This window comes from Variovorax sp. BGA-UO-ETr-C22, assembly GCF_059567965.1.
The window spans coordinates 2,884,968-2,911,810 of the sequence record NZ_JCAQPA010000011.1 but is presented as its reverse complement, the minus strand read 5'-3'; the positions used below and the strand labels follow the sequence as shown (position 1 = coordinate 2,911,810).

The window sequence follows — 26,843 nt, the reverse complement described above, 5'->3', positions numbered from 1 at the left end:
CTGCCGGCTGCGTCTCAGGTCGCCCAGATGCGCGGCGTGGCCGCCGGCAGTTGCCACAGCTCGCCGCGCCACGCCTGCCAGACCTGCCGCAGCAGCTGCATCGCGGGCTCGACCACCGGCGCGAGCACGCGCAGCACCACCACTTCTGCATGCGGGCTGGTCGCGCCCGCGCTCTCGTGCAGTTCGTGCACGTCGAGCAGCTCGCGCGCCTGCGCCAGCAGGGCTTCGCGCCGTGCCTTGGTCATCGGCGAACCCGCCACGACGAACAGCGAGGCGAGGCAGCGGTGGCCGCCCAGGCCCAGCGGGCTTTGCAGCAGGCGGTGGTCGCTCGCGTCGATGCGCCCACGCTCCAGCCACACGCCGGGCGCCTCGATGTGCTGCAGGTAGGTGCCGCGCTCGAAGGGCTGGTGGGCGTTGGGCAGGCCGAGCGCGCACACGTCCCAGCCGATCATCTCGGCGCCCGGTGCGACTTCGAGCGTGAGCCGGTTCTCGGCCTGGCAACCGCTGTAGCAGATGGCTTCGAGCGGCAGCCATTCGAGCCGCGCGCCCGGTGCGAGGCGGATGCGCGTGCGTTGCAGCGCGGTCTCGCCTTCGGAGCGATAGAAGCGCGAGGCGCCGGGCGTGGTGATCAGGCCGTGGCTGCCGTCGGCGGCTTCGATGTCGATGTCGAGCGTGTCGCCGCCCACGAGGCCGCCGGGCGGGTGCACCAGCACGTTGTGGCACACCGCATCGCCCTCGGGGTAGAGGCTCTGCAGGATGCGCAGCGGGCCGTCGTGGCGGAAACGGGCGACGCTGCGGTCGGCTTCTTTTTGGTAGGCGAGGTGGAGACGGGCGTGCCAGGGCATGCGGCGAGTCTAGTGCGCTGGCTCAGGTCTTCCAGGCGCCGTCGTGCGCGGCAGCCGCTTCATCGATGAGCGCAGGCCCGATGCACTCGATCGGATGCGGCGACGCACGGAACACGTCGCGGCACGACAACTCCGCGTCGCGCTGGTCCTGCCGCTCGCCACGGAACACGCGCAGCCGCTGCGCGTCGATGCCGAACACCACGCGGCCGATGTTCGACCAGAAGATCGCGCCCGCGCACATCACGCAGGGTTCGCCCGAGGCATAGAGCGTGGCGCCGGCCAGCTCTTCGCGCGTGAGGCCGCGGCCGGCCAGTGCGCGCAGCGCGTTCACCTCGGCGTGCGCGGTGCAGTCGCCGGTTTCGGCGTTGCTGTTCGCGGCCTCGGCCAGCACTTCGCCGGCGGCCGAGACGATGACCGAGCCGAAGGGCCGGTTGCCGCGCCGGCGCGCGGCATGCGACCACACGATGGCCTTGCGCAGGTAGCGGCCGTCGCGCTCGTCGAGCGTGGTTTCTTCGGGGAGGGCGGGAATGGAAGGGTCAGGAAGGTTCATGCCTTGGGTGCGGGAAGAAGGCGCTCGCTGCGCGCAGGCAGCATTGAGCTATTGAAGAGGGCGTCGGCCGAGGGCCGCGTCTTCAGGCCGAAGGTGTCGGCCACCTCGTCGACCTGCTGTTCGAGCGTGAGCTTGCGGATGTCGCCCAGCCCGTGGCCGCGCGTGTCCGCCGCGCCCACGTACTGCGCCGTGAGGCCCCAGCGCTCGAGTTCGACCTTTTCGTCCAGGATCGGTTCGCGCTGGCGCATGGCCGCGATGCTGGGCACCGGGTTGGCAAAGGTCTCGACGATGGCGCGGTTGGTGGCGCGCAAGAAAGCCGCCACCACCTTCGGGTTCTGCGCGATGAGGTTGCTGCTCGCCAGGATCGCGTTGCCGTACAGGTTGACGCCCGCGTCCGCGTACTTGAGCACCGAGAGCTCGTCGGCCTTCATGCGCGCGAAGAGCGAGACGGCCGAGTCGTGGAAGTAGGTGGCGGCATCGACGTCGCCGCGCACCATCACGTTGTCGCGTGCGCTGAAGTCGGTGGTCTGCCACTGGAAGGCGTCGCCGCGCATGCCCTGTTTGCGCGCCACCATCGGCCAGGCGCGGCGCGTGGACTCGACGGCGGCGGCCGCCACCTTCTTGCCGGTGAGGCTCTTGAAGTCAGTCGTCACGCCGCGGTCCTTGCGCCCGATGATCACGAACGGTGCACGGTTGTAGTACTGGTACACGGCCTGCACCACCGGCGTGCCCGGGTTCTGTGCGTTGAACTCGACCAGCGAGCTGATGTCGCCCAGGCCCAGCTGGTAGACGCCACTGGCGATGCGCGTGATCGACGCGACCGAGCCGGCGCCGGTGTCGATCGTCACGTCCAGCCCTTCGTCGCGGTAGTAGCCCTTGGCCTGCGCCAGGAAGAAGGGCGCGGTCTGGCCGTTGATGCGGAAGTCGAGCGTGAACTTGAGCGGTGTGAGCTTGCCACCCTGCGCGAACACGGCAGGGGCGGCGAGGGTGGCGGCAGCGGCGGCAAGAATGGATCGGCGTTGCATGGTGGGGCCTCGGAGTCGGTGGTCTTGACGGATGCCTCCCACCGCGGGCGGGAGGCGCCTCAAGAGCAATTTCCGGGCGGGCGCACGGGGTTGGTGCGTGCGCTGCTGAACGCTTCTACTCTTGCCGGCTGTCTTGCATGAGGCATGCCAGGGTGCGGCGCTCGGGCATCGCAGCGTGGGGCTTGGACGTGCGACAAGGGCGCGCCACAATCCGGGCGCGCTAATTGCAAGTCGATCGGCGCAGAGTAGAAGCGTTCAGCCTCGCGCATGCCTTTCATCAGGCATGCCGACGAAGCAGGAAATTGCTCTTTCACGTTCGTTCCCCCACGCAACAACGAAGGAGTTCGCCCATGCTCGTCACCCGACAACCCGTCTTCCGCAAGTTCTGGCATGCCGTCATGCCGCTCACCGAACTGGCCCACGGCCCCAAGCCTTTCCGGCTGCTGGGCGAAGACATCGTTCTGTTTCTCGACGCCGACGGCCAGCCGGCTGCCCTGCGCGACCGCTGCTGCCACCGCACTGCGAAGCTCTCGAAGGGCTGGTGCGTGGACGGCGAAGGCAAGGCCTGCGGGCAGGGCGCGATCCAGTGCGGCTACCACGGCTGGACCTACGACCGCAGCGGCCAGGTGGTGCGCATCCCGCAGTACGAGCCGGACCGCAAGATCTCGCCCGAGTACAAGACCACGGCCTACCCCTGCACCGCGCGCTACGGCTACGCCTGGGTGGCACTGGAAGAACCCATTGCCGACATCCCGGCCATTCCCGAGTTCGAAGACCCGGGCTACCGCACCATCTTCCAGTTCTACGAAGAGTGGCAGACCAGCCCGATGCGCGCGCTCGAAAATTCCTTCGACAACTCGCACTTCAGCTTCGTGCATCGCGCCACCTTCGGCGTGGCCGCAAGCCCGAAGCCGAGCAAGTACGAGCTGGTGGAAAACGAGTCGGGCTTCCATGCCGAAACGGTGATCGAAGCGACCAACCCGGTGAAGTTCCACGCGATCAGCGGCGTGACCGACGCGATCACCACGCGCCACATGCGCAACGCCTACTTCCTGCCGTTCGCGCGCCGGCTCGACATCGAGTACCCGAGCGGCATCCGCCACATCATCATCAACTGCTTCACGCCCATCGACGACGGGCGCATGCAGCTGTGTCAGTGGCTGTTCCGCAACGACACCGAGGCCGACTGCGCGGCGCAGATGCTGATCGACTTCGACGAGGAGATCACGCGCGAGGACAAGGACATCCTCGAATCGACCGACCCCGACGCGCTGGTCGACACGCGCCGGCGCGGCGTGGAGTATTCGATGGAGTCCGACCGCCCGGGCATGCTGATCCGCAAGCACCTGATGCAGCTGCTGGCCAGGCACGGCGAGGCGGAGGTGCACCGGGGCATGACGATCCCGATCGCGAAGGCCGCCTGAGCGGGAGACCGCTGCAGGCCCCGCGTGCGCGTGGCCGCAGCGGTCAGTCGCTCAGGCCTTCACGAAGGCGCCGTGCAACCCCAGCGGCAGCGCGTAAGGCAGCGTCGCCTGCGCCACCGGCCCGGCGGCCAGGTGGTCGGCGGCAAAGCACGACAGCACCGTGCGCTGCCGGCCGAAGTCCAGCGCCGTGCCCAGCACCCAGCCGGCCTTTGCGCCGTCGGGCACGAAGACGTGCTCTTCCACGATGGCCTGCGCGCCGTAGCTGAAGCGCTGGCTGCGTCCGCTCTCGATGTCGGTGCGCGCGACGGCGCCGAAGCCGGGCACATCGGCGCGCGTCTGCGTGGCGTGCACCACCTGGCGGTGGCGCAGACCGACGCGGCGCGGGTCGATGCGCGGGAACTCGGCTTCCAGCGGCAGTTCGCGCTGCGTGGCCTTGCCCGTTCCCAGGTCGAGCGTGGCGACGGTCAGGCGCGGCTCGTTGCGGCGCACGCGGCGCGCGCGCATCACCTCGCGGTTGCTGGTGAACACCGACTCGGCGTTCTGCGTGCGCACGTAGTCGATGTGGATGCGCGCACCGCGCGGCGTGTCTTCTTCCCAGGCATTGCCGACGTGGAACAGGAAGCCGGCCGGCAGCTCGAGCAGCTGGCGCTTGTCCCAGTCCTGCTTGTCGACCACCAGCGCGCGCATGCCGAGCTCGGGCCGCCAGACGTGGGCGTCGAGAAAGCTCGCGCCGGCCTCCTTGCGCTTGCTGTCGTACACCAGCGGCGGCATGAGGAACACCAGGTGCCGCGCGGTCACGGCGAAGTCGTGGACCATCGGCAGCTCGGGCACCGGCACCACGGCCGCGCGGCGCAGCGCGCCGCCGGGCGCGATCTCGTACAGCGCCAGCAGGCTCTGGCCCGAGCTCACGCCGAAGTTCCACACCGTGCCGTCCGGGTCGACCTTGGGGTGGGCCGAGAAGGGCATGCCCGCGAGGTCGGCGCGCCAGGTCTTCACGCCCAGCGTGTCGAGCGTGCGCGCATCGATGCGCGTGGCCGAGCCGCCTTCCCACAGCGCCAGCACCTCGCCCTGCATCGGCAGCACGCTGGTGTTGGCGACGTTGATGGCGTCGGCCGAGGTGGGCGGCTCCACGCCCGGCGGCATGGTGCCGAAGGCTTCGGTGAGGTGGCGGCCGGCCTTCACCTCGGCCACGCGCTTGGGCGTGGCGACGTAGCGGCCCTGGTGGCGCACGTCGGCGCCCTCGATGACGAAGCGATGCACCATGCCGTCGCCGTCGAACCAGTGGTGGTAGCGCTCGCCGCCCAGGTCGTGGCCGGCCGGGCCGATGCGAAACAGCGTGCCGGCGACGGCGTCGGGGAAGCGCCCGCGCACGGTGGCGCGGGTCAGCGGCAGGTCGCCCGGGGGCGTGGCGAAGCCGATCTTCCAGGGGGCGTCGGCGGCTTCGAACTGGGCTTGCCAGTCGTCGGTGGTGCCGGCCGCGCGTGCGAGCGGGGCGAGCAGGGGCAGGGCGCCGGCCGTGGCCAGCAGGCGCAGGAGTTCGCGTCGTTCCATGGCCGTGTCTCCTCAGCGCAGGTGGATGACGGCTTGGGCGTCGGCGTCGATGCGCAGCGCCGCGGCCTCGAAGTCGGGCGCGCCGCGGTTGCCCTTGGCGTCGTTCGAGAAGCCGTAGCGTTCGATCGGCATGCCTACGAGGTTGGTGTCGAGCTTGCCGTTGCCGTTCTCGTCGGCGAACACGCGCAGCGCGTAGCGGCCCGGCGCCAGGTCGGTGAAGACGAAGCGGGCCTTGCCTTCGCGCAGAGGCGCGGTCTGCGAGGCGAGGGCTTTGCTCTCGGCGTAGCTGGCGGCGTCGTTGTACAGCGCGACGTAGAGCGTGGCGCCGGCGGCCGGGCCGTCGGCGATGCGCAGGTTCAGGTCGGCGGCCAGGGTGCCGAGCGGGGCGAGCGCGGCAGCGGCGATCAGGCCGCGCGCGGCGGGGCGGGAGAGGAAAGCGGGAAGGTGCATGGCAGGCCTCGTGGTGGGTGGAGGGCCCGACGATCCCGCAGTCGCCGGGCGGTGCCCAGCGTCATGCGACGGAATGCGTGATTGCGCGCGCGAAATGCGCGCAGAGGGAGTGAACGCCGGGGCCCGAGAGAGGCCCGGCGCGGCGTCAGGCCTTGTCCTGCCCGTCCTTCGGGGCCTGCGCGGCCTCTTCGACCGCGTGCCCCGTGCCCACATGGCCCGAGTCCGCAAAGAGGCTCCAGGCCGCCATGAACAGCGCCGCGATCACCGGCCCGATCACGAAGCCGTTGATGCCGAAGATCGCCATGCCGCCGATGGTGGACATCAGCACGATGTAGTCGGGCATCTGCGTGTCCTTGCCCACCAGCACGGGGCGCAGGATGTTGTCGACCAGGCCGATCACGAACACGCCGATGAAGATCAGCACGCCGCCCTGCCAGAAGTGCCCGGTGGCCAGATAGTAAATGGCCACGGGGCCCCAGATCAGCGCCGCGCCCACGGCCGGCAGCAGCGACAGGAAGGCCATCAGCACCGCCCACAGCAGCGCGCCCTGCACGCCCAGGAACCAGAAGGCCAGCCCGCCGATGGTGCCCTGTGCGATGGCCACGGCCACGTTGCCCTTCACGGTGGCGCGGATCACGGTGGTGAACTTGTTCAGCAGGTAGTGCGTGTGCGGCTTGGCCAGCGGCAGCGCGTCGCGCATGGTCTTCGAGAGCGACGTGCCGTCGCGCACCAGGAAGTACAGCAGGTACAGCATCACGAAGAAGCTCACCACGAAGTCGAAGGTGTTCTGCCCGATGGCCAGCGCCTGGCTGGCGATGAGCTGGCTGGCCTGGCCCGCGATGGCCGAGACGCGCGCCTGCCAGGCCGCCATGTCGCCCAGGTTGAAGCGCTCCACGATGTTCAGCAGCCACTGCGGGGTGGCGTTCAGGATCTGCTGGAAGTAGGCCGCGAAGTTGATCTGGCCCGAGCGGATGCTCTGCGTGATCAGCGCGATCTCCTGCACCAGCGACACGCCCACCATCGCCAGCGGCAGGATCACGATGAACAGGCAGATCGCCAGCGTGGACATCGCGGCCACGTTGCGCCGGCCGGGCATCTTCTTGAGCAGCCACTTGAACAGCGGCGTGAACAGAATCGCCAGCGCCACCCCCCAGAGCACCGCGCCGAAGAACGGCATCAGCACCCACAGAAAGGCGACGGTGACGGCGGCAAGCAGGGCGAGGAAGACGCCGCGCTGGAGTTGGGGAGAGTTCATAAGTGTCTCGGACTGTAGCCGAGCCGGAACCCGCCGCCGTGTCAGCCGGCGCGCCCTTGTGCGGCGCAACAGGGTTGCCAAGGAAAAACGCCGCAGGCGCAGGGCCGGCGGCGGGTGTCAGCTATGCAATCGATAGCTGATCGTGGCACAAATGCACAGCTTCAACGCTTGGCGGCGCGCGGCAGCGCCACCGGCGCCAGTGTGGCGCGCAGCCGGCTCGGCGCGTCGGGCTCGGCGGTGGCGTCGACCTCCAGCGCCCGTTCGACATTGCCGATGTGGTCGAGCATGAGCTGGCGCGCCTGCTCGATGTTGCCGGCCTCGAGCGCCGCGACGATGGCGCCGTGCTCCGCGCACGACTGCCCGGCCTCGTGCTTCGACTGGTACAGCGTGGCCGCCAACGTGGTGCGCGCCGTGAGGTCGCGCAGCACGTCGACCAGCAGCTGGTGGCCCATCTGCTCGGCCAGGCAGACATGGAAGTCGGCCAGCAGGAAGGCGCGCGTGGCGGCGTCGGCGCCTTCGATGGCGCGCTGCTCGTCGGCGATGTGGTCGCGCAGCTTGCGGATCACCTGGCCCAGCGGCCGGCCTTCGCTGGCAGCCAGGATGCCGGCCTCGACGATGCGGCGTGCCGAGAAGGCGTCGCGCGCCTCCTCGGCCGAGGGTTCCACTACGTACCAGCCGCGGCGCGACTGCACCTCGACGAAACCGCGTGCCTGCAGCTGCATCAGCGCCTCGCGCACCATCGTGCGGCTGACCGAGAAGTTCTCGGCCAGCGCCTGCTCGCCGAGCCGGTCGCCGGGCGCGAGCTTCTGCGCGAGGATGGCCTCGACGACGCGTTCGGCGATGGCGGTGGGGCTGACGTCGGCGGGCATTTTTTTCAGTGGGCGGTGGAAGCGGCGGTGCCGGTGTTTACCACGGGCGCCTCGGCCAGCGGCTCGTCGTCGGGCGAATAGGTGCCGTCGAGCACGGCATGGGCACGTTCACGGTCGATGTCGCCTTCCCACGCGGCGATCGCCACGGTGGCCACGCAGTTGCCGATCAGGTTGCCCAGCGCGCGGGCGATGCCCATGAACCAGTCGACCGACAGCACCAGCACCAGACCGATGGCGGGAATCGCCGGAATCGCGTGCAGCGTGGCGGCCAGCACCACGATCGCCGAGCCCGGCACGCCGTGCGCGCCCTTCGAAGTGACCAGCGCGATCGCAAGAATCGTGAGCAGGTCGGCCATCGAGATCGGCGTGTTGGTGGCCTGTGCAATGAACACCGCCGCCAGCGTGATGTAGATCGAGAAGGCGTCGAGGTTGAACGAGTAGCCCGTGGGAATCACCAGGCCCACCGTCGAATCGCGGATGCCCATGCGGCGCAGCTTGGCCATGATCTGCGGCAGCACGCTGTCCGACGAGGTGGTGGCGAACACGATGGCGAGTTCTTCGCGCAGGTAGCGCAGCAGCTTCCAGAGGCTGAAGCCCGACATGCGCATCACCAGCCCGAGCACCACGAACACGAAGACCAGCACCGCGCCGTAGAAGAGGGCGACCAGCATGCCCAGCTGCTTGAGAGAGCCGATGCCGTACTTGCCGACCGTGAAGGCGATGGCGCCCAGCACGCCCAGCGGCGCCAGCTTGATGATGATGCCCATGATCTTGAACAGCACCAGCGAGAGCGCGTCGACCACGGCTGCCACCGGTGCGCCGCGATCGCCCAGCAGCGAGAGCGCGCAGCCGAACAGCACCGCGAACAGCAGCACCTGCAGCACGTCGCCCGTGGCGAAGGCGGCCACCACCGTGGTGGGAATGAGCTTCATCAGGAACTCGACCGTGCCGCCGCTGGTGAGCTTGTCGGCGTTGGAGGCGTAGGCGCTCATGGCGCTGGCGTCCAGCGCCTTGGGGTCGACGTTCATGCCCACGCCCGGCTCGAACACGAAGGCCAGCACCAGGCCCATCGCCAGCGCGATGGTGGTCAGCACCTCGAAGTAGATCAGCGCCTTCACGCCGACCCGGCCCACGCGCTTGAGGTCGCCCGCGCCGGCGATGCCATGCACCACCACGCAGAACACCAGCACGGGAATGATCATCTTGATCAGCTTGATGAAGCCGTCACCCAGCGGCTTGAGCTTGGCGGCGAACTCGGGCGCAAAGAGGCCGACGAGCACGCCGATCACCAGTGCGATGACCACCTGTCCGAAGAGCGATTTGGCAAAGCGAGGCATGGAAATCTCCTGTCGTTGTCGTGTCGAGGTTTTGCATGCAAGGATCGCTTTTTCTTGCATACAAGAACTGTAGGCAAGAAGATTGCAAGGGGTTCAGAGGGTATTCCCGGGGCGTTCCGGTCGACGGGGTACCCCCGCCGCGCGCCGGGGCGGTGAGGCCTGTGCGGGGCGGCTACTCGATGAAAAGCAGCGCCGGGCATTCGAGCGAAGCCCGCACGGCCTGCACGAATTCGGCCGCCAGCTGGCCGTCGACCACGCGGTGGTCGAAGGAGGAGGACAGGTTCATCATGCGGCGCGCGACCACCGCGTCGCCCAGCATCACCGGGCGCTGCACGATGCGGTTGACGCCGACGATCGCCACCTCGGGCGCATTGATGATCGGCGTGGAAGCAATGCCGCCCAGCGCGCCCAGGCTGGTGACGGTGAGGGTCGAGCCGCTCAGCTCGTCGCGCGTGGCCCGGCCCGCGCGCGCGGCGTCGGCCAGGCGGGCGATCTCGGTCGCGCTCGACCAGAGGTCGCGCGCTTCCGCATGGCGCAGCACCGGCACCATGAGGCCGGCCGCCGTCTGGGTCGCGATGCCGACGTGCACCGCGCCGTGGCGCGTGAGCACGCCCGCCTCGTCGTCGAAGCGGGCGTTGATCTGCGGGAAGCGCGGCACCGCCAGCACCACCGCGCGCACCAGCAGCGGCAGCAGCGTCAGGTGCGCCCGCTCGCCGCCCCAGCGTTCGTTGATGCGGGCGCGCAGCAGCTCCAGCTCGGTCACGTCGACCTCCTCGACGTAGGTGAAGTGCGGGATGCGGCGCATCGCGTCCTGCATGCGCTGCGCGATGCGGCGGCGCACGCCCGTCACGGGCACGGCCTCCTCGTCGTGGCGCTCGGCGTAGCGCGCGGCATCCGGCGCCGGCGGACCGGGCCGGCGCAGCAGCCAGGCGTCGAGGTCCTCGTGCAGGATGCGGCCGTCCGCGCTGCTGCCCGGCACCTGCCGCAGATCCATGCCGAGGACCGCCGCCCGATGGCGCACCGCGGGCGCGGCGAGCGGCTTGCCGCCCGAGGGGCGTGCGCGTTCGACTGGTGCCGGTGCCGGTGCAGGCGCCGCCGCCGATACGACCGGCGCCTCCTCCCGTGCCTCACCGCCGCCCGTCACATCGATCCGGATCAACTCCGCGCCCACCGCGATCTGCTGCCCCACCTCGCCGCCGAGCGCGACCACCCGACCCGCGACCGGCGAGGGAATCTCGACGGTGGCCTTGTCGGTCATCACGTCGGCCAGCACCTGGTCTTCGGCCACCGTGTCGCCGGGCTGCACGCGCCACGCCACCAGCTCCACCTCGGCAATGCCTTCGCCCAGGTCCGGCACCTTGATCGTGAGCGTGCCCATTCAGTTCTCCATGGCGCGACGCAAGGCCGCACCGACGCGCGCCGGGCCCGGGAAGTAGGCCCACTCCTGCGCATGCGGGTAGGGCGTGTCCCAGCCGGCCACGCGCCCGATCGGCGCTTCCAGGTGGTGGAAGCAATGCTCCTGCACCAGCGCCGTCAGCTCGGCGCCGAAGCCGCTGGTGCGCGTGGCCTCGTGCACGATCACGCAGCGGCCGGTCTTCTTCACCGAGGCGACCAGCGTCTGCAGGTCCAGCGGCCACAGGCTGCGCAGGTCGATGATCTCGGCATCGATGCCGGTCTCGCGCGCGGCCGCTTCGCAGACGAAGACCATGGTGCCGTAGCTGATCACCGTCAGGTCGGCGCCGGGGCGGAACACCGTGGCCGACTCCAGCGGCACCGTGTAGTAGCCCTCGGGCACCTCGCCCAGCGGATGGGCCGACCAGGGCACCAGCGGCCGGTCGTGGTGGCCGTCGAAGGGGCCGTTGTACAGCCGCTTGGGCTCCAGGAAGATGACCGGGTCGTCGTTCTCGATCGACGCGATCAAGAGGCCCTTGGCATCGCGCGGATTGGAAGGCATCACCGTGCGCAGCCCGCACACGTGCGTGAACAGCGCCTCCGGGCTCTGGCTGTGCGTCTGGCCGCCGTAGATGCCGCCGCCGCAGGGCATGCGGATGGTGATCGGTGCGGTGAAATCGCCCGCCGAGCGGTAGCGCAGGCGCGCCGCCTCCGACACGATCTGGTCGTAGGCCGGATAGACGTAGTCGGCGAACTGCACCTCCACCACCGGGCGCAGGCCGTAGGCGCCCATGCCAATGGCCGAGCCGACGATGCCGCCCTCGTTGATCGGCGCATCGAACACGCGCGAGCGGCCGTACTTGGCCTGCAGGCCTTCGGTGCAGCGGAACACGCCGCCGAAGTAGCCCACGTCCTGGCCGTAGACGATCACGTTGTCGTCGCGCTCGAGCATCACGTCCATGGCGGAGCGCAGGGCCTGGATCATCGTCATCGAGGCCATGGCCGTCACCCCTCGGACGCCAGCTGTTCGCGCTGGCGCTTCAGGTGCTCGGGCATGTCCTTGTAGACGTCCTCGAACAGGGCGGCGTCGCCCGCGACATGGCCGTCGGCCATGGAGCCGAAGCGCTCGGCCTCCTTCACCGCGGTGTTCACCTGCGCCTGCATGTCGGCCTGCGTCTGCGCGTGCTCCTGCTGCGACCAGGCACCGATCGCCGTCAGGTGCTGCGCCAGGCGCGCGACCGGATCGCCCAGCGGGAAATGCGCCCAATCGTCGGCCGGACGGTAGCGCGACGGATCGTCCGAGGTCGAATGCGCACCGGCGCGGTAGGTGACCCACTCGATCAGCGTCGGCCCCAGGTTGCCGCGGGCGCGCTCGGCCGCCCAGCGCGAGGCCGCCAGCACCGCCAGGAAGTCGTTGCCGTCGACGCGCAGCGAGGCGATGCCGCAGCCCACGCCGCGCGCCGCGAAGGTGGTCGCCTCGCCGCCGGCGATGGCCTGGAAGGTCGAGATCGCCCACTGGTTGTTGACCACGTTGAGGATCACGGGCGCGCGGTAGACATGCGCGAAGGTCAGCGCCGTGTGGAAGTCGGACTCGGCGGTGGCGCCGTCGCCGATCCAGCCCGAGGCGATGCGCGTGTCGCCCTTGATCGCCGAGGCCATGCCCCAGCCCACCGCCTGGATGAACTGCGTGGCCAGGTTGCCCGAGATCGAGAAGAAGCCGGCCCGCTTCATCGAATAGCACACCGGCAGCTGCCGCCCCTTGAGCGGGTCGCGCTCGTTGGACATCAGCTCGCAGGTCAGCTCCAGCAGCGTCACGTCGTCGCGCGCCAGCAGCAGGCCCTGCTGGCGGTAGGTGGGAAAGCACATGTCGCCCTGCTGCAGCACCAGCGCGTGGCCGGTGGCGATGGCCTCTTCGCCCAGGCACTGCATGTAGAAGGAGATCTTCTTCTGCCGCTGCGCGATCAGCATGCGGGCATCGAAGGCGCGCGTCTTCATCATCGCGCGCAGGCCGCGGCGCAGCAGTTCGGGGTCGGCCGGCGGCGCCCACGGGCCGACGGCGCGGCCGTCGTCGTCGAGCACGCGCACCAGCGTGTAGGCCAGGTCGCTGGTGTCGGCCGGCGATGCGTCGACCGGGGGTTTTTGCACCTCGCCGGCGCGCGACAGGTGCAGGTAGGAGAAATCGGTCTCGTGCCCCGGCCGCCCGGTGGGCTCCGGTACATGCAGACGAAGAGATGTGCCTTGGCTCATCGCGTTGTCTCCGCGCTCGATGGCATCGCGCGCCACCACAGCCTAGCGAATTTCGGGCGCGGGCGCAGCCGGTCAAGTGCGTGTTTCGCAGGCGACCGGGGCGCAGGGGCGGGGAGGGGCGCGCGGCCCCCGCGGGCACCCGTGTCTTCCCCCTTGCCTTTCCCGGCGCGCCTCTGCACTGTCCGTCCACCCTGTGGCCCGCGGCGCATGAACGACCTGGAACCTCCACCCCCTCTTTTCGAACCCGGCCGCAGTGCGCCGCGGGCGAAGGCCGCCGATGCGGCCGGATGGCGCCGCTGGCTGCCGGGACTGCGCACGCTGCGCGGGTACGAGCTGGCCTGGCTGCGGCACGACATCGTGGCCGGGCTGGTGCTGACCACGATGCTGGTGCCCGTCGGCATCGCCTATGCGCAGGCGTCGGGTGTCCCCGGCATCCACGGCCTCTACGCGACCATCGTCGCGTTGCTCGCGTACGCCGTGTTCGGCCCCAGCCGGATCCTGGTGCTGGGCCCGGATTCTTCGCTGGCGGCCCTCATCCTGGCCGTCGTCCTTCCGCTGTCGGGCGGCGACCCGCAGCGCGCCATCGCTCTGGCGGGCCTGATGGCGATCGTGTCGGGCACGGTGTGCATCCTCGCGGGCGTTGCACGCCTGGGCTTCGTCACCGAGCTACTTTCCAAGCCGATCCGCTACGGCTACATGAACGGCATCGCGTTGACCGTGCTGATCAGCCAGCTGCCCAGGCTGCTGGGTTTTTCGGTCGAGGGCGACGCACCGCTGGCGACCCTGAAGGCCATCGCCGTGTCGGTGATGGAGGGCAAGACCCACGCGACCACGCTCATGGTCGGCGCGGGCACCCTGGCGGTCATCCTGCTGCTCAAGGGCCGCCGGCGCGTGCCGGGCATCCTGATCGCCGTGGTGGGCGCGACCGTGGCCGTCGGCGTGCTGGGCCTGGCAGCTCGCGAGGGAGTGCCGGTGCTCGGCGCCCTCCCGCAGGGCCTGCCGGCATTCGGCATCCCGTGGGTCACGGCCGCCGACATCGGCCCCGTGCTGATCGGCGGCTGCGCCGTCGCGCTCGTCTCGTTCGCCGACACCAGCGTGCTCTCCCGGGTCTATGCGGCGCGCACCCGCACCCACGTCGACCCGAACCAGGAGATGGTGGCGCTGGGCGCCGCCAACCTGGCGGCCGGATTTTTCCAGGGCTTTGCCGTCAGCAGCAGTTCGTCGCGCACCCCCGTGGCCGAGGCCGCGGGCGCCAGGACCCAGCTGACCGGCGTCGTCGGCGCGCTGGCCGTTGCCCTGCTGCTGGTGGCGGCGCCGGACCTGCTGAAGAACCTGCCCACCAGCGCACTGGCCGCGGTCGTCATCGCATCGGCCATCGGCCTGATCGAGATTGCCGACCTGCGGCGGATCTACCGCATCCAGCGCTGGGAGTTCTGGTTGTCGATCGCCTGCACGGTCGGCGTGGTCGTGTTGGGCGCCGTCGAGGGCATCGGCCTGGCCATCGTGATCGCGGTCATCGAATTCCTGTGGGATGCCTGGCGCCCCTATTCCGCGGTGCTGGGGCGTGCCGACGGCGTCAAGGGCTACCACGACATCACGCGCTATCCCGACGCGCGCCTCATCCCGGGCCTGGTCCTGTTTCGCTGGGATGCGCCGCTGTTCTTCGCCAATGCCGAGCTGTTCCGCGACCGGGTGGGCGAGGCCATGGCGTCGTCGCCCGCGCCGGTGCGGTGGCTGGTCGTCGCGGCGGAGCCCGTCACCAGCGTGGACGTGACCTCCGCCGACATGCTGGCCGAGCTGGTCGACAGCTTGCGCGACGCCGGCATCCAGTTGTGCTTTGCCGAGATGAAGGACCCCGTCAAGGACAAGCTGAAGCGCTTCGGGCTCTTCGCGCGGCTGGGCGAAGCCGCGTTCTTTCCGACCGTCGGTGCCGCCGTCAGCGGATACCTCAAGACCCATCCGGTGGAGTGGGTCGACTGGGAAGACGAGGGGCGCTGAGCCCTTGCGGGTCGCGGCACGCGCCTCCCATGGATGGGGGAGGCGACGTTTCGGGGCGGCTCCTAGCATCCGCGCACCCACAACGAGGAGCCTCCCGATGAAGATCGCCTTTACTTCCTGCTTCAGCGCCCAGACCTTCAAAGAACAACCTGTCTGGACCCAGGTGGGCGCGTCCGGCGCCACGCACCTGGTGCTGCTGGGCGACTCGGCCTACTACGACGCGGACGGCTCCAGCATGGGCGCGGTCAAGGCCATGGGCGCCAACGACTTCGCGATCCACGCCTTCGGCCGGCTGCGCGACCAGCTGAACCAGAAGGAGTTCGCCAAGCTCGTGCGCAAGACCGACCTGCAGATCCATCCGATCTGGGACGACCACGACTTTCTGTGGAACGGCGCCTGCGGTGCGCAGATCGAGGGCCAGCCTTCCTACCGGCACCTGCTGGACCCGACCCGCGCCGCGTTCCAGGAATACCGCAAGGCGCTGGATTCAAACGATCCGAAGACCTTTCCCAAGGCCGGCGATCCCTGGGCTTCGGGCGTTCCCGAACCCGGCTACCGGCCCCTCATGCTGAGCAATGTCGGCGATGCGGATGGTCCGGTGATGCTGCACCTCACCGACGGCCGCAGCTACAAGACCAAGGGCGGCGAGGACGCCGTGCTCGGAAAGAAGCAGATGAACAAGCTGAAGAAGGCCATCGAAGACTCGGACGAGAGGACCGTGCACCTGATCGCCAGCGGCCTCACCTTCGAAGCCCGCCACGGCGAGACCTGGATGGACTGCGCGGCCGAGCACGCCGCGATCCTCAAGCTCGCAGAGAAGCGCCGCATCCTCATCCTCAGCGGCGACGTGCACGAGAACCGCTTCGCCGTGCCGTGGCCGGCGGGCCCCTGGAGCCTGTTCGAAGCCACGTCCTCCGGCGCCGCGCTGCGCACGGCCGTCACCGTCGGCGCGCTGCAGCGCAACTGGGGGATGGTCGACATCACGAAGGACCAGGTGAACATCGAGCTGTCGCAGCTGAACATGGACACGCGCCGCCGCGTCATCGACCGCAAGAAGTGGAAGATGCTGTAGGCGTGGCGGTGAGCGGGTTCACGGGCCGCTCCTGCGGCTTGCGAAGCAGGATCACGAGGCCGGAGATCAGGAAGTACACGGCGCCCACCGTCGCATAGCCTGCGAGTGTCTGCAGGACCGGGGCATCGGTGCCTTGCCGTGCGACGAAGAGGCCGCCGGCCAGCGCGGACTGCGCGCCGCTCAGCATCATCACCCACTGCCCCCGATGGCTCTTTCGGCGGCGAACGGCCGTCGCCAGTTGCAGAAGGCCCGACACGATGGCCCAGACGCCGAAGATCGCCAGGCCGATCTGGAGCCCGAGCACCAGCGAGGCCACCACGGCCGCGGTGACCAGCGCGCTGATCCACGTGTTCAGCATCTGGCTGGGGTTGGCCCGGGGGCCGCCCGTCATCCGGGCGTCCACGAGGTTCGCCAGCGCGTCCCACGCCGGATAGACGACCAGCAGGATCGTCGTCAGCACCGGCGACTGCCTGGCGACGCTGAAGGCCAGCGCAACCCACACGAAGGAAAAGGCCGCACGGGTGAAGTAGAGCTTGCGCAGCCAGGCGGCCGGCTGCAAAGGGGGTTGGATGATGTCGGGCATGAAAGGGTGTGGGTAGGAGGAGAGGGCGCGCCTCGCACGAGGCGGGTGCAACGATTCTTCTGCGTTCCCCCGGGCCCCGGTATCGGTCGAATGACCGACAGGCGCCCAACCGGCGGCTGTGCGATGCTGTGCGCTCGCCCCCGCGATCCCATGCCCGAAGACACCACCCTCACCGCTTTCGACGCGGCCCGCGCGCTCGCCTTCATCGGCGACCTGAGCATGGGCCAGCCCATCGACCATTCGCCGCGCACCGCCTGGCTGGCCGGCATGATCGCGGCGCAGGCCGGCTGCAACGCGGCGCAGGCCGAGGTCGCGCAACACGTGGCGCTGCTGCGCTGGTCGGGCTGCACGGCGAACGCGCAGGAGTTCGCGGACTTCCTGGAAGACGACGTGCTGGGCCGGCGAGCCCTTCTGGCCTCCGCGCAACCGCGCCTGCGCCAGCCCCACCAGGCGTCCATTCCTGGGGCCGTCGTGGCGATGGCCCAGATCCATTGCGAGATTGCCGGCGACATCGCGAACATGCTCGGCCTGGGGCCCGAGGCCGAAGCCGCACTGCGCGCCGTCTTCGAGGCCTACGACGGCAGTGGCGTCCCCGGCCTGCTGCAGGGCGAGGGCGTGCCGCTGGCCACCTACGTCGTGGCCCTGGCGAGCGATCTCGAGATCTTCAGCCGCCTCTACGGGCTCGATGAAGCCCTCACGCTCGCGCGGGGGCGCGCCGACAGCCTCTACCCCGGCTTCCTGGTCGACGCCTGCGCACCGCACGCTGCGGCGTGGATGAGGCGGCTGGATGCGTCGCCCGCGCCGTGGGCCGATGCCGCCGATCCGCCGGTGTCGATGCGTCGGCGTGTCGGGCTGGAACTCGTCGGCGACGTGAGCGACCTCAAGCTGCCGTGGATGACGGGCTACTCGCGGCGCGTGGCCCGGCTGGCGCGCGACTGCGGCGCCCAACTGGGCATGAGCGAGGCGATGTGCCATCGCATCCACCGGGCCGGCCTGATCCACGGCATCGGGCGGGCCGCGGTGCCCAACGCCATCTGGAATGCGCCCGAGCCGCTGCCGGCTGCGTCGATGGAGCGCCTGCGGCTCGTGCCGTACTGGACGTCGCGCGCGGCGGGGCAGATCGACGGCCTTGCGGCAGAAGCAGAGATCGCCTCGTTCGCCTTCGAGCGGCGTGATGGCTCCGGCTACTTCCGTGGCCGCTCCGGCGCGTCGATGCCGCTCGAAGGGCAGGTCGTCGCGGCGGCCGAGCAGTGGGTGTCGCACCGCACCCGCCGCCCGTGGCGGCCCGAACTGACCGACGACCAGGCGCGTGATCGCATGCAGGCGGACGTCGGGGCCGGTCGCTTCGACGCGGAGGTCATCAGTGCGCTGCTCGCTTGTGCGCTATCGGGCACGCCTGCGAAGCCCGTGGTGCCCGCGCAGGACGACGCGTCGCTGTCCCAGCGCGAGCTGGACGTCCTGCGCTGCATCAGCCAGGGCGACAACACGAAGCAGGTCGCGCGTGCGCTGGGCATCAGCGCGAGCACGGTGCGCACGCACGTCGAACGCGTGTTCCGCAAGCTCGGTTGCTCGACCCGCGCGGCCGCCACGCTGAAGGCCTCTGCCAGAGGCCTGCTGTAGCGGGCCGCGCCGGCCGCCCCATCGACTAAGCGGCCACAGGCTCCGGCCGAACCGCCCGCGCAGGCGCTGCGCTGTCGAGCTGCCCGCGCAGCATCTCCCACCGCACGCGCGCCGACACGATGCTTTCTTCCTTCACGTGCCCGAAGCCGCGGATCTGCTCCGGCAGGCGCGCCAGCGACAGGGCGGTGTCGAAATCGATGCGCTCGAAGCGTGCGAGCAGGTCTTCGACCATCGCGCGGTAGTCGGCAACCAGCTGGCGCTCCATGCGGCGCTCGGCGGTGCGACCGAACGGATCGAGCGCCGTGCCGCGCAGGCCGCGCAGCTTGGCGAGCACGCGGAAGGCGCCGAGCATCCACGGGCCGAAGCTGGTCTTGACCGCACGGCCTTCGGCGTTGCGCCGGCCCAGCACCGGCGGTGCCAGATGAAAGCGCAGCACCGGCTTGCCTTCGAACTGCTCGCCCAGCTTCTCCATGAAGCGCGGGTCGGCATACAGCCGCGCCACCTCGTACTCGTCCTTGTAGGCCATGAGCTTGAACAGGCCCGAGGCCACGGCCTTGGCCAGCACCGTGCTGCCGCGCGTGCGCTGTTCGGCGTCGCGCACGCGTTCGACGAGGTCCGCGTAGCTGCGCGCATAGGCCGCGTTCTGGTACGCCGTCAGGAACGCGGTGCGGTCGGCCACCAGCGCTTCGAAGCTCTGGGGCTTTTGCAGCGACACCACCTGCGTCGGCGCGGCCTGGCGCGTGACGGCCGCGAGGTCGAGCGCCGCCTTGCGGCCCCAACGGAACGCGGCCTGGTTGGCCTTCACGGCCACGCCGTTGATCTCGATGGCCTTGTCGAGCGCCTGCGCCGACAGCGGCACGAAACCCTTCTGGAACGCGAAGCCCAGCAGGAACAGGTTGGCGGCGATGGCGTCGCCCATGAGGCGCGTGGCCAGTTGCGTGGCGTCGATGAAGTCGGCGCGGCCTTCCACCGATTCCTCGATCAGCGCGCGCACCTGCGCGGCGGGGAACTGCCAGTCGGGCTGCTGCGCGAAGTGCCCCGTCGGCTGCTCGAAGGTGTTGACCAGCGCGTAGGTGCGGCCCGGCCGCATGCGCGCGATGGCGTCGGGTGCGCCGGCCGTGAGCATGTCGCAGCCCAGGATCAGGTCGGCCTCGCCGGTGGGAATGCGCTGCGCCTTCAGCTGCGCCGCGTCGCGCGCGATGCGCACGTGCGAGGTGACCGAGCCGTTCTTCTGCGACATGCCCGTCATGTCGAGCACGCTCACGCCCTTGCCTTCGAGGTGCGCCGCCATGCCGATCAGCGCGCCGATGGTGATCACGCCCGTGCCGCCGATGCCGGTGATGAGGATGTTGTGCATGCCTTCGAGCGCGAGCGGCGCCGGTGCGGGCAGGGCGGCTTCCTCGGCGGCCTTCACGGCCACGGGCGCGTGCTTGCGCGGCTTCACGCCTTCGACCGTCACGAAGCTCGGGCAGAAGCCCTTGATGCACGATTCGTCGGCGTTGCACGCGCTCTGGTCCACGCTGCGCTTCAGTCCCAGGTCGGTTGGCTTGGGCAGCAGGGCGGTGCAGTTCGATTGCTCGCCGCAGTCGCCGCAGCCTTCGCACACCGCGTCGTTGATGAACACGCGCCGCGCGGCGGGCGGGAACTCGCCCTTCTTGCGACGGCGGCGCTTCTCGGCCGCGCACACCTGGTCGTAGATCAGCACCGACACGCCTTCGAAGCCGCGCAGCTCGCGCTGCACCGCGTCCATGTCGTCGCGGTGGTGCACGCTCAGCGCAAAGAGGCCGTCGCGGTCGGGCGGCAGCAGGCTGCGGTCGGCCCAGCGCGTCGGGTCTTCGGCCACTAGCGCGATGCGCTTCACGCCTTCGGCCGCCACCTGGTGCGCGATGCGCGGCACGGTGATCGGCCCGTCGACCGGCTGGCCGCCCGTCATCGCGACCGCGTCGTTGTAGAGGATCTTGTAGGTGATGTTCACGCCCGCCGCGACGGCCGCACGAATCGCGAGCGAACCCGAGTGGTAGTAGGTGCCATCGCCCAGGTTCGCGAACACGTGCTTGCGCTTGGAGAACCAGGCCTGTCCCAGCCACGGCGCGCCTTCGCCGCCCATGTGCGTGGTGGTGCGGTTGTGCTCGGGGTAGATGGCGGTGGCCATCACGTGGCAGCCGATGCCCGCGAGCGCCAGGCTGCCTTCGGGCACCTTGGTCGAGGTGTTGTGCGGGCAGCCCGCGCAGTACCAGGCCGGGCGCGAGGGCGTGGCCACGGCCTTGCCGAGCACCACGTCCTTCGCGTCGAGGATCGCCAGCCGCATGCGGATGCGGTCGCTGGTGTGAAAGCGCGCCACGCGCCCGGCAATGACGCGCGCGATCTGCGCCACCGAGAAATCGGCCGTGGCAGGCAGCAGCCACTGGCCGCGCGGGTGCGCGCCCCATTCGCCCTCTTCGTCGAACTTGCCGATGACGCGCGGGCGCACGTTCTCGCGCCAGTTGTACAGGTGCTCCTTGAGCTGGTATTCGACGATCTGGCGCTTCTCTTCGACCACCAGGATTTCTTCGAGCCCGTCGGCAAACTCGCGGATCGAGTCGGGCTCCAGCGGCCAGGGCATCGACACCTTGAACAGGCGGATGCCGATGCGCGCGGCCTCGTCGGCATCGATGCCCAGTTCTTCCAGCGCTTCGAGCACGTCGCGGTACGACTTGCCCGAGGCCACGATGCCCAGCCGCGCCTGGGGCGAGTCGATGGTCACGCGGTTCAGGCGGTTCTCGCGCGCGTAGGCGATGGCGGCGTAGATCTTGTAGTCCTGCATCAGCGCTTCCTGCTTGCGCGCCTGTACGCCGAGCGTGTCGGTCGACAGCCGCGCATGCACGCCGCCGGACGGGAACGCGAAGTTCTTCGGCAGGCGCGTGTGCACGTCGAGCGCGCTCGCAGCAATGGAGCCCGACGACTCCACCGTGTCGGCCAGCGCCTTGAAGCCCACCGGCAGGCCGGCAAAGCGCGACATCGCAAAGCCGTGCAGGCCCAGCTCGATGTATTCCTCCACGCTCTGCGGGTAGAGCATCGGGATCATCGAGGCGGCGAACAGGTGATCGCTCTGATTGGGCAGGGTAGAGGAAGACGCGCCGTGGTCGTCGCCCGCCACCAGCAGGATGCCGCCCTTCGGCGAGGTGCCCGCGTGGCTCATGTGCTTGAACACGTCGCCGCAGCGGTCCACACCGGGCGCCTTGCCGTACCACATGGCGAACACGCCATCGACCGCGCTCTCGCCGGTCAGGTGCACCTGCTGCGTGCCCCACACGGCGGTGGCGGCCAGCTCTTCGTTCACGCCGGGCAGGAACTTGACGGCGTTGGCTTCGAGCTGCGGCTGGGCTTTCCACAGCGCTTCGTCCAGGCCGCCGAGCGGCGAGCCGCGGTAGCCCGAGACAAAGCCCGCGGTGTTCAGGCCGGCCTGCTGGTCGCGCCATTTCTGCACGAGCATGAGGCGCACCAGCGCCTGGATGCCGCTCAGGTAGATCCGGCCTTCGGTGGCCGTGTATTTGTCGTCCAGCGCAACGCTGGCGAGTTCGTGGGTTGCCATGAGAAAAAAGACTCCGGGTAGGACTCGTGGAATGCGGGCGTGGCCCCGGTAGAGGGCCGGCCCGCGAAACGCCTCGCCGGGGTTGCCGCCGAGACAGCGACGATTCTTTCGCACTGCGGCCCGAAAGTGCTTCTTCGTTTCGACGGGGAAACCCGCATTCCGGAAGAGCCATCGCCGCGGCCGCCGATTCGCCGAAAGGCCTTCGGCTGCGCGCCCGCAACCGCGCAGGCCCGACAATGTCCGCCCGATCGACCGAGGACCCGATGAGACCCGACCTGGATTCGCTGGCGCTGTTCCTGCGCGCCATTGAGCACGGCAGCCTGTCCAAGGCGGCCGCCGAGAGCCACATGGTGCTGTCGGCCGCGAGCCGGCGCCTGGCCATCCTCGAGAGCCAGCTCGGCGTGGGGCTGCTCAACCGCACTTCGAAGGGCGTCACGCCCACGGGTGCGGGCGAGTCGTTGGCCATGCACGCGCGCCAGATCCTGCGCGACGTGGATCGCATGCGCGCCGACCTGTCGGACTACGCACAGGGCGCCACCGGCCGCGTGCGGCTGCACGCCAACGCGTCGGCCATGGGCCAGTTCCTGCCCGACGACGTGGCGAGCTTTCGGCTGCGCTACCCCGAGATCCGCGTGAGCGTGGAAGAGCACCGCAGCGTCTACATCGTGCAGGCGATTCGCGACCGTCAGGCCGACGTGGGTGTGATCACCAGCGAGGCGGTCGACCCGGCGCTGCACTTCATTCCGTACCGCACCGACCGGCTCGTGGCCATCGTGCGCCAGAAGCATCCGTGGCGCGGGCGCGAGGTGTCGTTCGAAGAACTGCTCGACTTCGACTTCGTCGGGCTCGAAGACGACTCGGCCATCTCCCGCACCATGGAAGACGCCGCGATGAGCGCGCGCAAGGTGCTGCGCCTGCGTGTGCGCGTGAAGAGCTTCGAGGCCGTGTGCCGGATGATCGAAGCGGGGATGGGCGTGGGCATCCTGCCCGAGGGGGCGGCGGTGACTTACCGCAAGGAGATGAAGCTGCGCTTCATCAACCTCACCGATGCGTGGGCGTCACGACGGATGTACCTGTGTACGCGGCAGGAGGCGTTGAGCTTTCCGCAGCGTCGGTTGGTCGATCATCTGCTGGCGCGCGGGATGCCGTAGGGCGCGGGTTCATTCGGAGCGACGCAGGAACACATGCATGGCGCGCTCGCCCGCCACCTGCCGTTCGCAGCGGTAACCCAGCGCCGGCAGATCCAGGCCTGCGAACAGCGCTTCCCCCTGGCCCAGCAGCACCGGCCGCAAAGCCAGGTGCAGTTCGTCGATCAGGCCGGCCTTCAGGTATTCGCGCACGGTGGCCACGCCACCGCCCACCCGCACGTCACGCCCACCCGCGGCGGCCCGTGCCTGCGCCAGCGCATCGTGGATGCCGCCGGTGACGAAGTGGAAGGTGGTGCCGCCTTGCATCGTCAGTGGTGCGCGGGCATGGTGGGTCAGCACGAAGACCGGCACGTGGTAGGGAGGCTCGTCGCCCCACCAGCCTTTCCAGCTCTCGTCGGGCCAGGGACCGCGCACCGGCCCGAACATGTTGCGCCCGAGGATCCAGGCCCCCATATCGGCGAAGCCTTGCTCGGCCATCTCGTTGTCGATGCCGGTCTCGCCATTGGTCTCGCCCGTCTGGAGCATCTGCAGCCAGACGCGCGTGGGCATGAACCAGTCCATGAGTTCGGGGCCGCGAACGCCCAGCGGATGCGCCAGACTCTGGTCCGGGCCGGCCGCGAAGCCGTCGAGCGAAACACCGAAGCTGCGCACAAGCAATCGAGGCATGGGGTCGTCTCCTGCAAAAGCGGAGCCGCAGTGTAGACCTTGCAACACCGTTGAAAGAGGAGCCGAAGGACATGACACTCAAGCGAATGGACAACATCCTGATCGTTGTCGACGATCTGGAAGCGGTGAAGGCGTTCTTTGTCGAGCTGGGCCTGCAGCTCGAGGGCCAGACCACGGTGGAAGGGCCTGCTGTCGGCAGCCTCATCGGGCTGGGAGATGTCCGGGCCAGCCTTGCCATGCTGCGAACGCCCGATGGGCAGGGAATCGAACTGGACAAGTTCCACACGCCGGAGGCGGTCCGGTTCGGGCCTGTGAATGCACCGGTGAACACCTTGGGTCTTCGTCGCATCATGTTTGCCGTCGATGGCATCGATGCGGTCGTTGCGCGGATGCAAGCCCATGGCGCGGAACTCATCGGCCAGATGCAGTACGAGACGTCCTACCGGCTCGCGTACATCCGGGGGCCCGAGGGCATCATCGTCGGGCTTGCCGAGCAGCTCGGCTGAGGCAACAGAGGTGTTGCACGCATGCAGCAATGGTTGCGCAGCACTTCGTCGCAGATGCCGACAGGTCACGTTCGTGGCGCCGTGGTGCAGGTCGATGCAGATGATGGCGGGTTGAATGACGGATTCTTCGCAAGGAGCTGGGGGCCGGGAATGGCCGCAACGGGCCCATAGCAGACATGCGCTCTGCCGCAAAGCGGTCGTTCCGCGCGGGGCGGTTGATGCTCCATGCCTACCGAGCGGGTAAGTGCCGACGTGAAACTCCTTTCTGAACCCGAGCCGCCGAGTCGCTGTTCGTAGAACCGGCAGATGCCATTCATTGGCCTGAAAAGAGGGTCGATTCCCACTAAATTCTGTGGGGCTGCCGGACACGCGGATGTGTGGTTTTGAATTGGGGAGGGCGAAATCTTGGTGGTGGGTGCGCCAAGATGGTCTCGATCTGAGGCAACACCCGGCGACAACCGGACGGTTGCAGGCAGCTCAGATTGACCGAAAAGTTTCCTATGGAAATTCCTGACTCCAACAACGGCTATGGGCTCGTCGATTGCGCAAGCCGTATGGAGGAGTTCGCTAGGCTCTTGCGGGGGGCGGGCTGCTGATGTTCGGCTGAGCTACCAGCCGATCACGCGGCCCGGGTAGTGTCCCGGCTGCGGAAGAACAAGCGCGAGACTACTCCTGTGACACAGTAAGACTAGCGTGCGTTGCCGGGAATGTTGAGTAGGTACTCGCTCTCGTTTTCCTATAGACGCGTCTACCGCCATCGCACAGCGCTCTTGCCGACAGTAGTCCATGCGCCAGTGAGATATCTTGCAGCAGGCAATTCAGAGGTGTCTGGGAGTTCAAGACTTCGGGTTGAGACCGGTCCGAGTCGAAAGACAATGGTGGGTCGAAAAATCCTGGAGGAAGAATGCGACTCCCCATCCTTGCGGTTCTCATCGCTTGCGCAACGACATCGTTGGCCGCTGTCGCCAAAGATGAATTGGTTTATTTCCACGGTCTTGGTGCCGAAGGCTGCGATAAGCACATCGCATGGCGAAGAAACAAGAACATCATCTATGAAGACGGCGTTGTTCAGTGGTCGTGGGGCTTCATCAGTGCTTTCAACAACGTGGCGCGGGTACAGACGCCGAACAAGACCCTCGCCCCTACAAAGGTGTTGGCGTACCTGGACAAGTACTGCCGAGATCACCCTCTGGAGCCGATCTATGGAGGCGTTGAAGACCTGATCACGGAGCTTGGTGGCCGGCGCTAGACTTGGAAGTTGCAGGGCAACTAGGTCGCCATCATGCGCCCCAGATTCATGTGCGGATGGAAGCACATCTTCAAATCGTGTGACGGCGAGCGCAGGCCTGCTTTGGCGCGTCTCCAATGCGGGATATCACTTCCATCAAGCGAACGCAGGGTACTGGGGCCTGCCTTTCACGCCAAATGTGAGGACCCCGATGGCACACCCTGAGTATTTCGTCGCCTTCGAAGACCATTTGGGTTCCACGCTCGAGGCCTTTGCCGCGCATCTGCGATCCATGCCGAAGAAGGTCGTCGGAACCGTCCAGCTATCCGAGCTCTGCTCGATGGCCGACCACCCCAACGGGCTCTACTTTTACTTCGATGATCAGGATGTACTTTGGTATGTCGGCAAGTCCACGAGCCGCAGCTTTATTGAGCGAGTGCCGTCGCACTTCGACCAACGGAAAGATGCCTGGTTCAACACACTACCCAAGCGCATCATGGCGGTGTGTTCAATCGCCGAATACACCGATGCTCACGCCCTTGGCTTGTCGCTGCGGCTGGTGCTCGTCGGAGTAAGATCGAAGCAAACTGCGATTCGGATGGAGTCCGTTCTGCGCAGCTATCTGCAACCGCACTTGAACGCCGGCAAGGCTCGCGGCCACACCGGGCAAGAGGCTCTGTCTACGTATGTGACCTAGCCCTTCCGTCGAGCGGACGTGCAAAGGTCCGTTTTCCGCCGCTTTCCCCGCCGCTAATGTCGAACGTTGGATGGCCGCTTCTGCAATACGGGGCCGTCACCTTTTGGCCGACTGTAGCCTCGCGTGCGACTCGCGCAAAGGGCCCACAAGAGACATAGCATCTCTGAAGAAGTCATTCAATTTGCGGGGACGTCCGCCTGACACTGGCTGCCCGCCTGAAGAAGACGGCGGTGGCCAGAAATCCCGCAAAGCCAACTCCTTCGAGCCATGCCTCGCCCAGACGGCCATCGATCGCCACCTCCGCAAGGCTTGCCTGCTCTGACCTGTAGGTCACCCAGACATCGTCGGCCAAGAAGCCCACACAGAAGTCCCCGACCTCTTTCGCGCATTCCGTGTGCAAGGAGTACCCGAGCCCATCGAGATGCGTCCCTTGCTGTTTGTCAGTGGCGACCACCCAATTTCGGTACTCGTCGTGGTCCGGGAGCCTTTTGTTCTGATCGATGAAAGTCCGTGCGTAACGGGAAACGATTTCGATGTGATCTTGCTCGGAGGGGCTGATTCGATGCGTCAGGTGCGTGGCATCAAAACACGCGATAAAAGAAATCGGTGCCGCGAGGATCAGAGCGAACCAAGAGATCGCCACGCAAAGGAACTCCAGCAGGCGTGCCAAGATCGGCGTTCGGTTGCCCTCAACTTGCCGAGCTTGTGCCATTTGGTTTGAGCCTACGTACGAAAAGCGACATTGCTGCCGCAGGCTATCGCGGGTGGGTTCGAGCTTGATGAAGTCCGAGTGAAATCTCGCGGTGGAT

The 26,843-nt window shown here is 68.4% G+C and carries 23 protein-coding genes; 8 read left to right on the top strand and 15 right to left on the bottom strand.

Translation table 11 applies throughout. The features are described 5' to 3' along the window. Positions 1-14 precede the first annotated feature (14 nt). Genes AC57B8_RS33845 through AC57B8_RS33835 form a run of 3 tightly spaced genes read right to left on the bottom strand, consistent with a single transcriptional unit; the run spans position 15 to position 2,420 of the window. Positions 15-845, bottom strand: a complete 831-nt coding sequence (locus AC57B8_RS33845) for an urease accessory protein UreD (protein WP_496482053.1) — start codon at positions 843-845, stop codon at positions 15-17. Between the two features lie 22 nt (positions 846-867). Continuing rightward, the gene (locus AC57B8_RS33840) at positions 868-1,395 is read right to left on the bottom strand and encodes a nucleoside deaminase (RefSeq protein ID WP_095946702.1); all 528 of its coding nucleotides are present in this window, start codon (positions 1,393-1,395) and stop codon (positions 868-870) included. After that, on the bottom strand, positions 1,392-2,420 hold the full coding sequence (locus tag AC57B8_RS33835) for an ABC transporter substrate-binding protein (RefSeq protein ID WP_496482052.1): 1,029 nt from the start codon (positions 2,418-2,420) through the stop codon (positions 1,392-1,394). The genes AC57B8_RS33840 and AC57B8_RS33835 overlap by 4 nt, the downstream gene beginning before the upstream one ends. A gap of 350 nt (positions 2,421-2,770) precedes the next feature. On the opposite strand from AC57B8_RS33835, the gene AC57B8_RS33830 reads away from it, so the two are divergent. Continuing rightward, the gene (locus AC57B8_RS33830; protein WP_496482051.1) at positions 2,771-3,844 is read left to right on the top strand and encodes an aromatic ring-hydroxylating dioxygenase subunit alpha; all 1,074 of its coding nucleotides are present in this window, start codon (positions 2,771-2,773) and stop codon (positions 3,842-3,844) included. A 51-nt stretch (positions 3,845-3,895) separates the two neighbouring features. Here the strand turns inward: AC57B8_RS33830 and AC57B8_RS33825 are convergent, their stop codons facing one another. From AC57B8_RS33825 to AC57B8_RS33790, 8 genes are all read right to left on the bottom strand, one after another. Next, positions 3,896-5,395 (bottom strand): carotenoid oxygenase family protein, encoded by a 1,500-nt coding sequence (locus AC57B8_RS33825; protein WP_492685948.1) that lies wholly within the window; start codon positions 5,393-5,395, stop codon positions 3,896-3,898. A gap of 12 nt (positions 5,396-5,407) precedes the next feature. Then, positions 5,408-5,845: a DUF2141 domain-containing protein gene (locus AC57B8_RS33820; RefSeq protein WP_492685949.1), complete on the bottom strand. Its 438-nt coding sequence runs from the start codon at positions 5,843-5,845 to the stop codon at positions 5,408-5,410. Between the two features lie 145 nt (positions 5,846-5,990). Further along, positions 5,991-7,100, bottom strand: coding sequence for an AI-2E family transporter (locus AC57B8_RS33815; RefSeq protein ID WP_062472098.1), 1,110 nt, complete (start codon positions 7,098-7,100; stop codon positions 5,991-5,993). A 161-nt stretch (positions 7,101-7,261) separates the two neighbouring features. Further along, a complete protein-coding gene (locus AC57B8_RS33810; protein ID WP_496482050.1) occupies positions 7,262-7,969 on the bottom strand; it encodes a GntR family transcriptional regulator in 708 nt (235 codons plus the stop codon). A gap of 5 nt (positions 7,970-7,974) precedes the next feature. After that, positions 7,975-9,306: a C4-dicarboxylate transporter DctA gene (locus tag AC57B8_RS33805; protein WP_062472092.1), complete on the bottom strand. Its 1,332-nt coding sequence runs from the start codon at positions 9,304-9,306 to the stop codon at positions 7,975-7,977. A 172-nt stretch (positions 9,307-9,478) separates the two neighbouring features. Further along, positions 9,479-10,684 carry a dihydrolipoamide acetyltransferase family protein gene (locus AC57B8_RS33800; RefSeq protein WP_496482049.1) on the bottom strand — a complete coding sequence of 402 codons (1,206 nt, stop codon included), beginning with the start codon at positions 10,682-10,684 and terminating at the stop codon, positions 9,479-9,481. Continuing rightward, positions 10,685-11,698 carry an alpha-ketoacid dehydrogenase subunit beta gene (locus AC57B8_RS33795; protein ID WP_062472230.1) on the bottom strand — a complete coding sequence of 338 codons (1,014 nt, stop codon included), beginning with the start codon at positions 11,696-11,698 and terminating at the stop codon, positions 10,685-10,687. Between the two features lie 5 nt (positions 11,699-11,703). Continuing rightward, positions 11,704-12,945: a 3-methyl-2-oxobutanoate dehydrogenase (2-methylpropanoyl-transferring) subunit alpha gene (locus tag AC57B8_RS33790; protein ID WP_496482048.1), complete on the bottom strand. Its 1,242-nt coding sequence runs from the start codon at positions 12,943-12,945 to the stop codon at positions 11,704-11,706. Between the two features lie 207 nt (positions 12,946-13,152). Here AC57B8_RS33790 and AC57B8_RS33785 point away from each other — a divergent pair, with 207 nt between their 5' ends. Next, entirely contained in the window at positions 13,153-14,943 is a 1,791-nt protein-coding gene (locus AC57B8_RS33785) for a SulP family inorganic anion transporter (RefSeq protein WP_496482047.1), read from the top strand. Between the two features lie 97 nt (positions 14,944-15,040). Further along, complete coding sequence (locus AC57B8_RS33780) at positions 15,041-16,015, top strand: metallophosphoesterase family protein (protein WP_496482046.1); 975 nt, start codon at positions 15,041-15,043, stop codon at positions 16,013-16,015. Here AC57B8_RS33780 and AC57B8_RS33775 read toward each other — a convergent pair. Further along, positions 15,984-16,598, bottom strand: coding sequence for a DUF308 domain-containing protein (locus AC57B8_RS33775; protein ID WP_496482045.1), 615 nt, complete (start codon positions 16,596-16,598; stop codon positions 15,984-15,986). The two genes, AC57B8_RS33780 and AC57B8_RS33775, sit on opposite strands and share 32 nt — an antisense overlap. Positions 16,599-16,748: 150 nt before the next feature. Between AC57B8_RS33775 and AC57B8_RS33770 the strand changes: the two genes are divergently transcribed. Then, entirely contained in the window at positions 16,749-18,218 is a 1,470-nt protein-coding gene (locus AC57B8_RS33770; protein ID WP_496482044.1) for an HD domain-containing phosphohydrolase, read from the top strand. 25 nt (positions 18,219-18,243) lie between these two features. On the opposite strand, the gene AC57B8_RS33765 is transcribed toward AC57B8_RS33770, so the two are convergent. Continuing rightward, a complete protein-coding gene (locus tag AC57B8_RS33765; protein WP_496482043.1) occupies positions 18,244-21,789 on the bottom strand; it encodes an indolepyruvate ferredoxin oxidoreductase family protein in 3,546 nt (1,181 codons plus the stop codon). A 263-nt stretch (positions 21,790-22,052) separates the two neighbouring features. On the opposite strand from AC57B8_RS33765, the gene AC57B8_RS33760 reads away from it, so the two are divergent. Next, entirely contained in the window at positions 22,053-22,940 is an 888-nt protein-coding gene (locus tag AC57B8_RS33760) for a LysR family transcriptional regulator (RefSeq protein ID WP_062472076.1), read from the top strand. A 9-nt stretch (positions 22,941-22,949) separates the two neighbouring features. On the opposite strand, the gene AC57B8_RS33755 is transcribed toward AC57B8_RS33760, so the two are convergent. Next, positions 22,950-23,603 carry a dihydrofolate reductase family protein gene (locus AC57B8_RS33755; protein ID WP_496482042.1) on the bottom strand — a complete coding sequence of 218 codons (654 nt, stop codon included), beginning with the start codon at positions 23,601-23,603 and terminating at the stop codon, positions 22,950-22,952. A 71-nt stretch (positions 23,604-23,674) separates the two neighbouring features. On the opposite strand from AC57B8_RS33755, the gene AC57B8_RS33750 reads away from it, so the two are divergent. From AC57B8_RS33750 to AC57B8_RS33740, 3 genes are all read left to right on the top strand, one after another. Beyond that, the gene (locus tag AC57B8_RS33750; RefSeq protein ID WP_496482041.1) at positions 23,675-24,109 is read left to right on the top strand and encodes a VOC family protein; all 435 of its coding nucleotides are present in this window, start codon (positions 23,675-23,677) and stop codon (positions 24,107-24,109) included. 904 nt (positions 24,110-25,013) lie between these two features. Next, positions 25,014-25,358: a hypothetical protein gene (locus tag AC57B8_RS33745; protein WP_496482040.1), complete on the top strand. Its 345-nt coding sequence runs from the start codon at positions 25,014-25,016 to the stop codon at positions 25,356-25,358. Between the two features lie 190 nt (positions 25,359-25,548). Further along, positions 25,549-26,034: a hypothetical protein gene (locus AC57B8_RS33740; protein WP_496482039.1), complete on the top strand. Its 486-nt coding sequence runs from the start codon at positions 25,549-25,551 to the stop codon at positions 26,032-26,034. Positions 26,035-26,206: 172 nt separating this feature from the next. Here the strand turns inward: AC57B8_RS33740 and AC57B8_RS33735 are convergent, their stop codons facing one another. Next, positions 26,207-26,704, bottom strand: coding sequence for a hypothetical protein (locus AC57B8_RS33735; protein ID WP_496482038.1), 498 nt, complete (start codon positions 26,702-26,704; stop codon positions 26,207-26,209). Positions 26,705-26,843 lie beyond the last annotated feature (139 nt).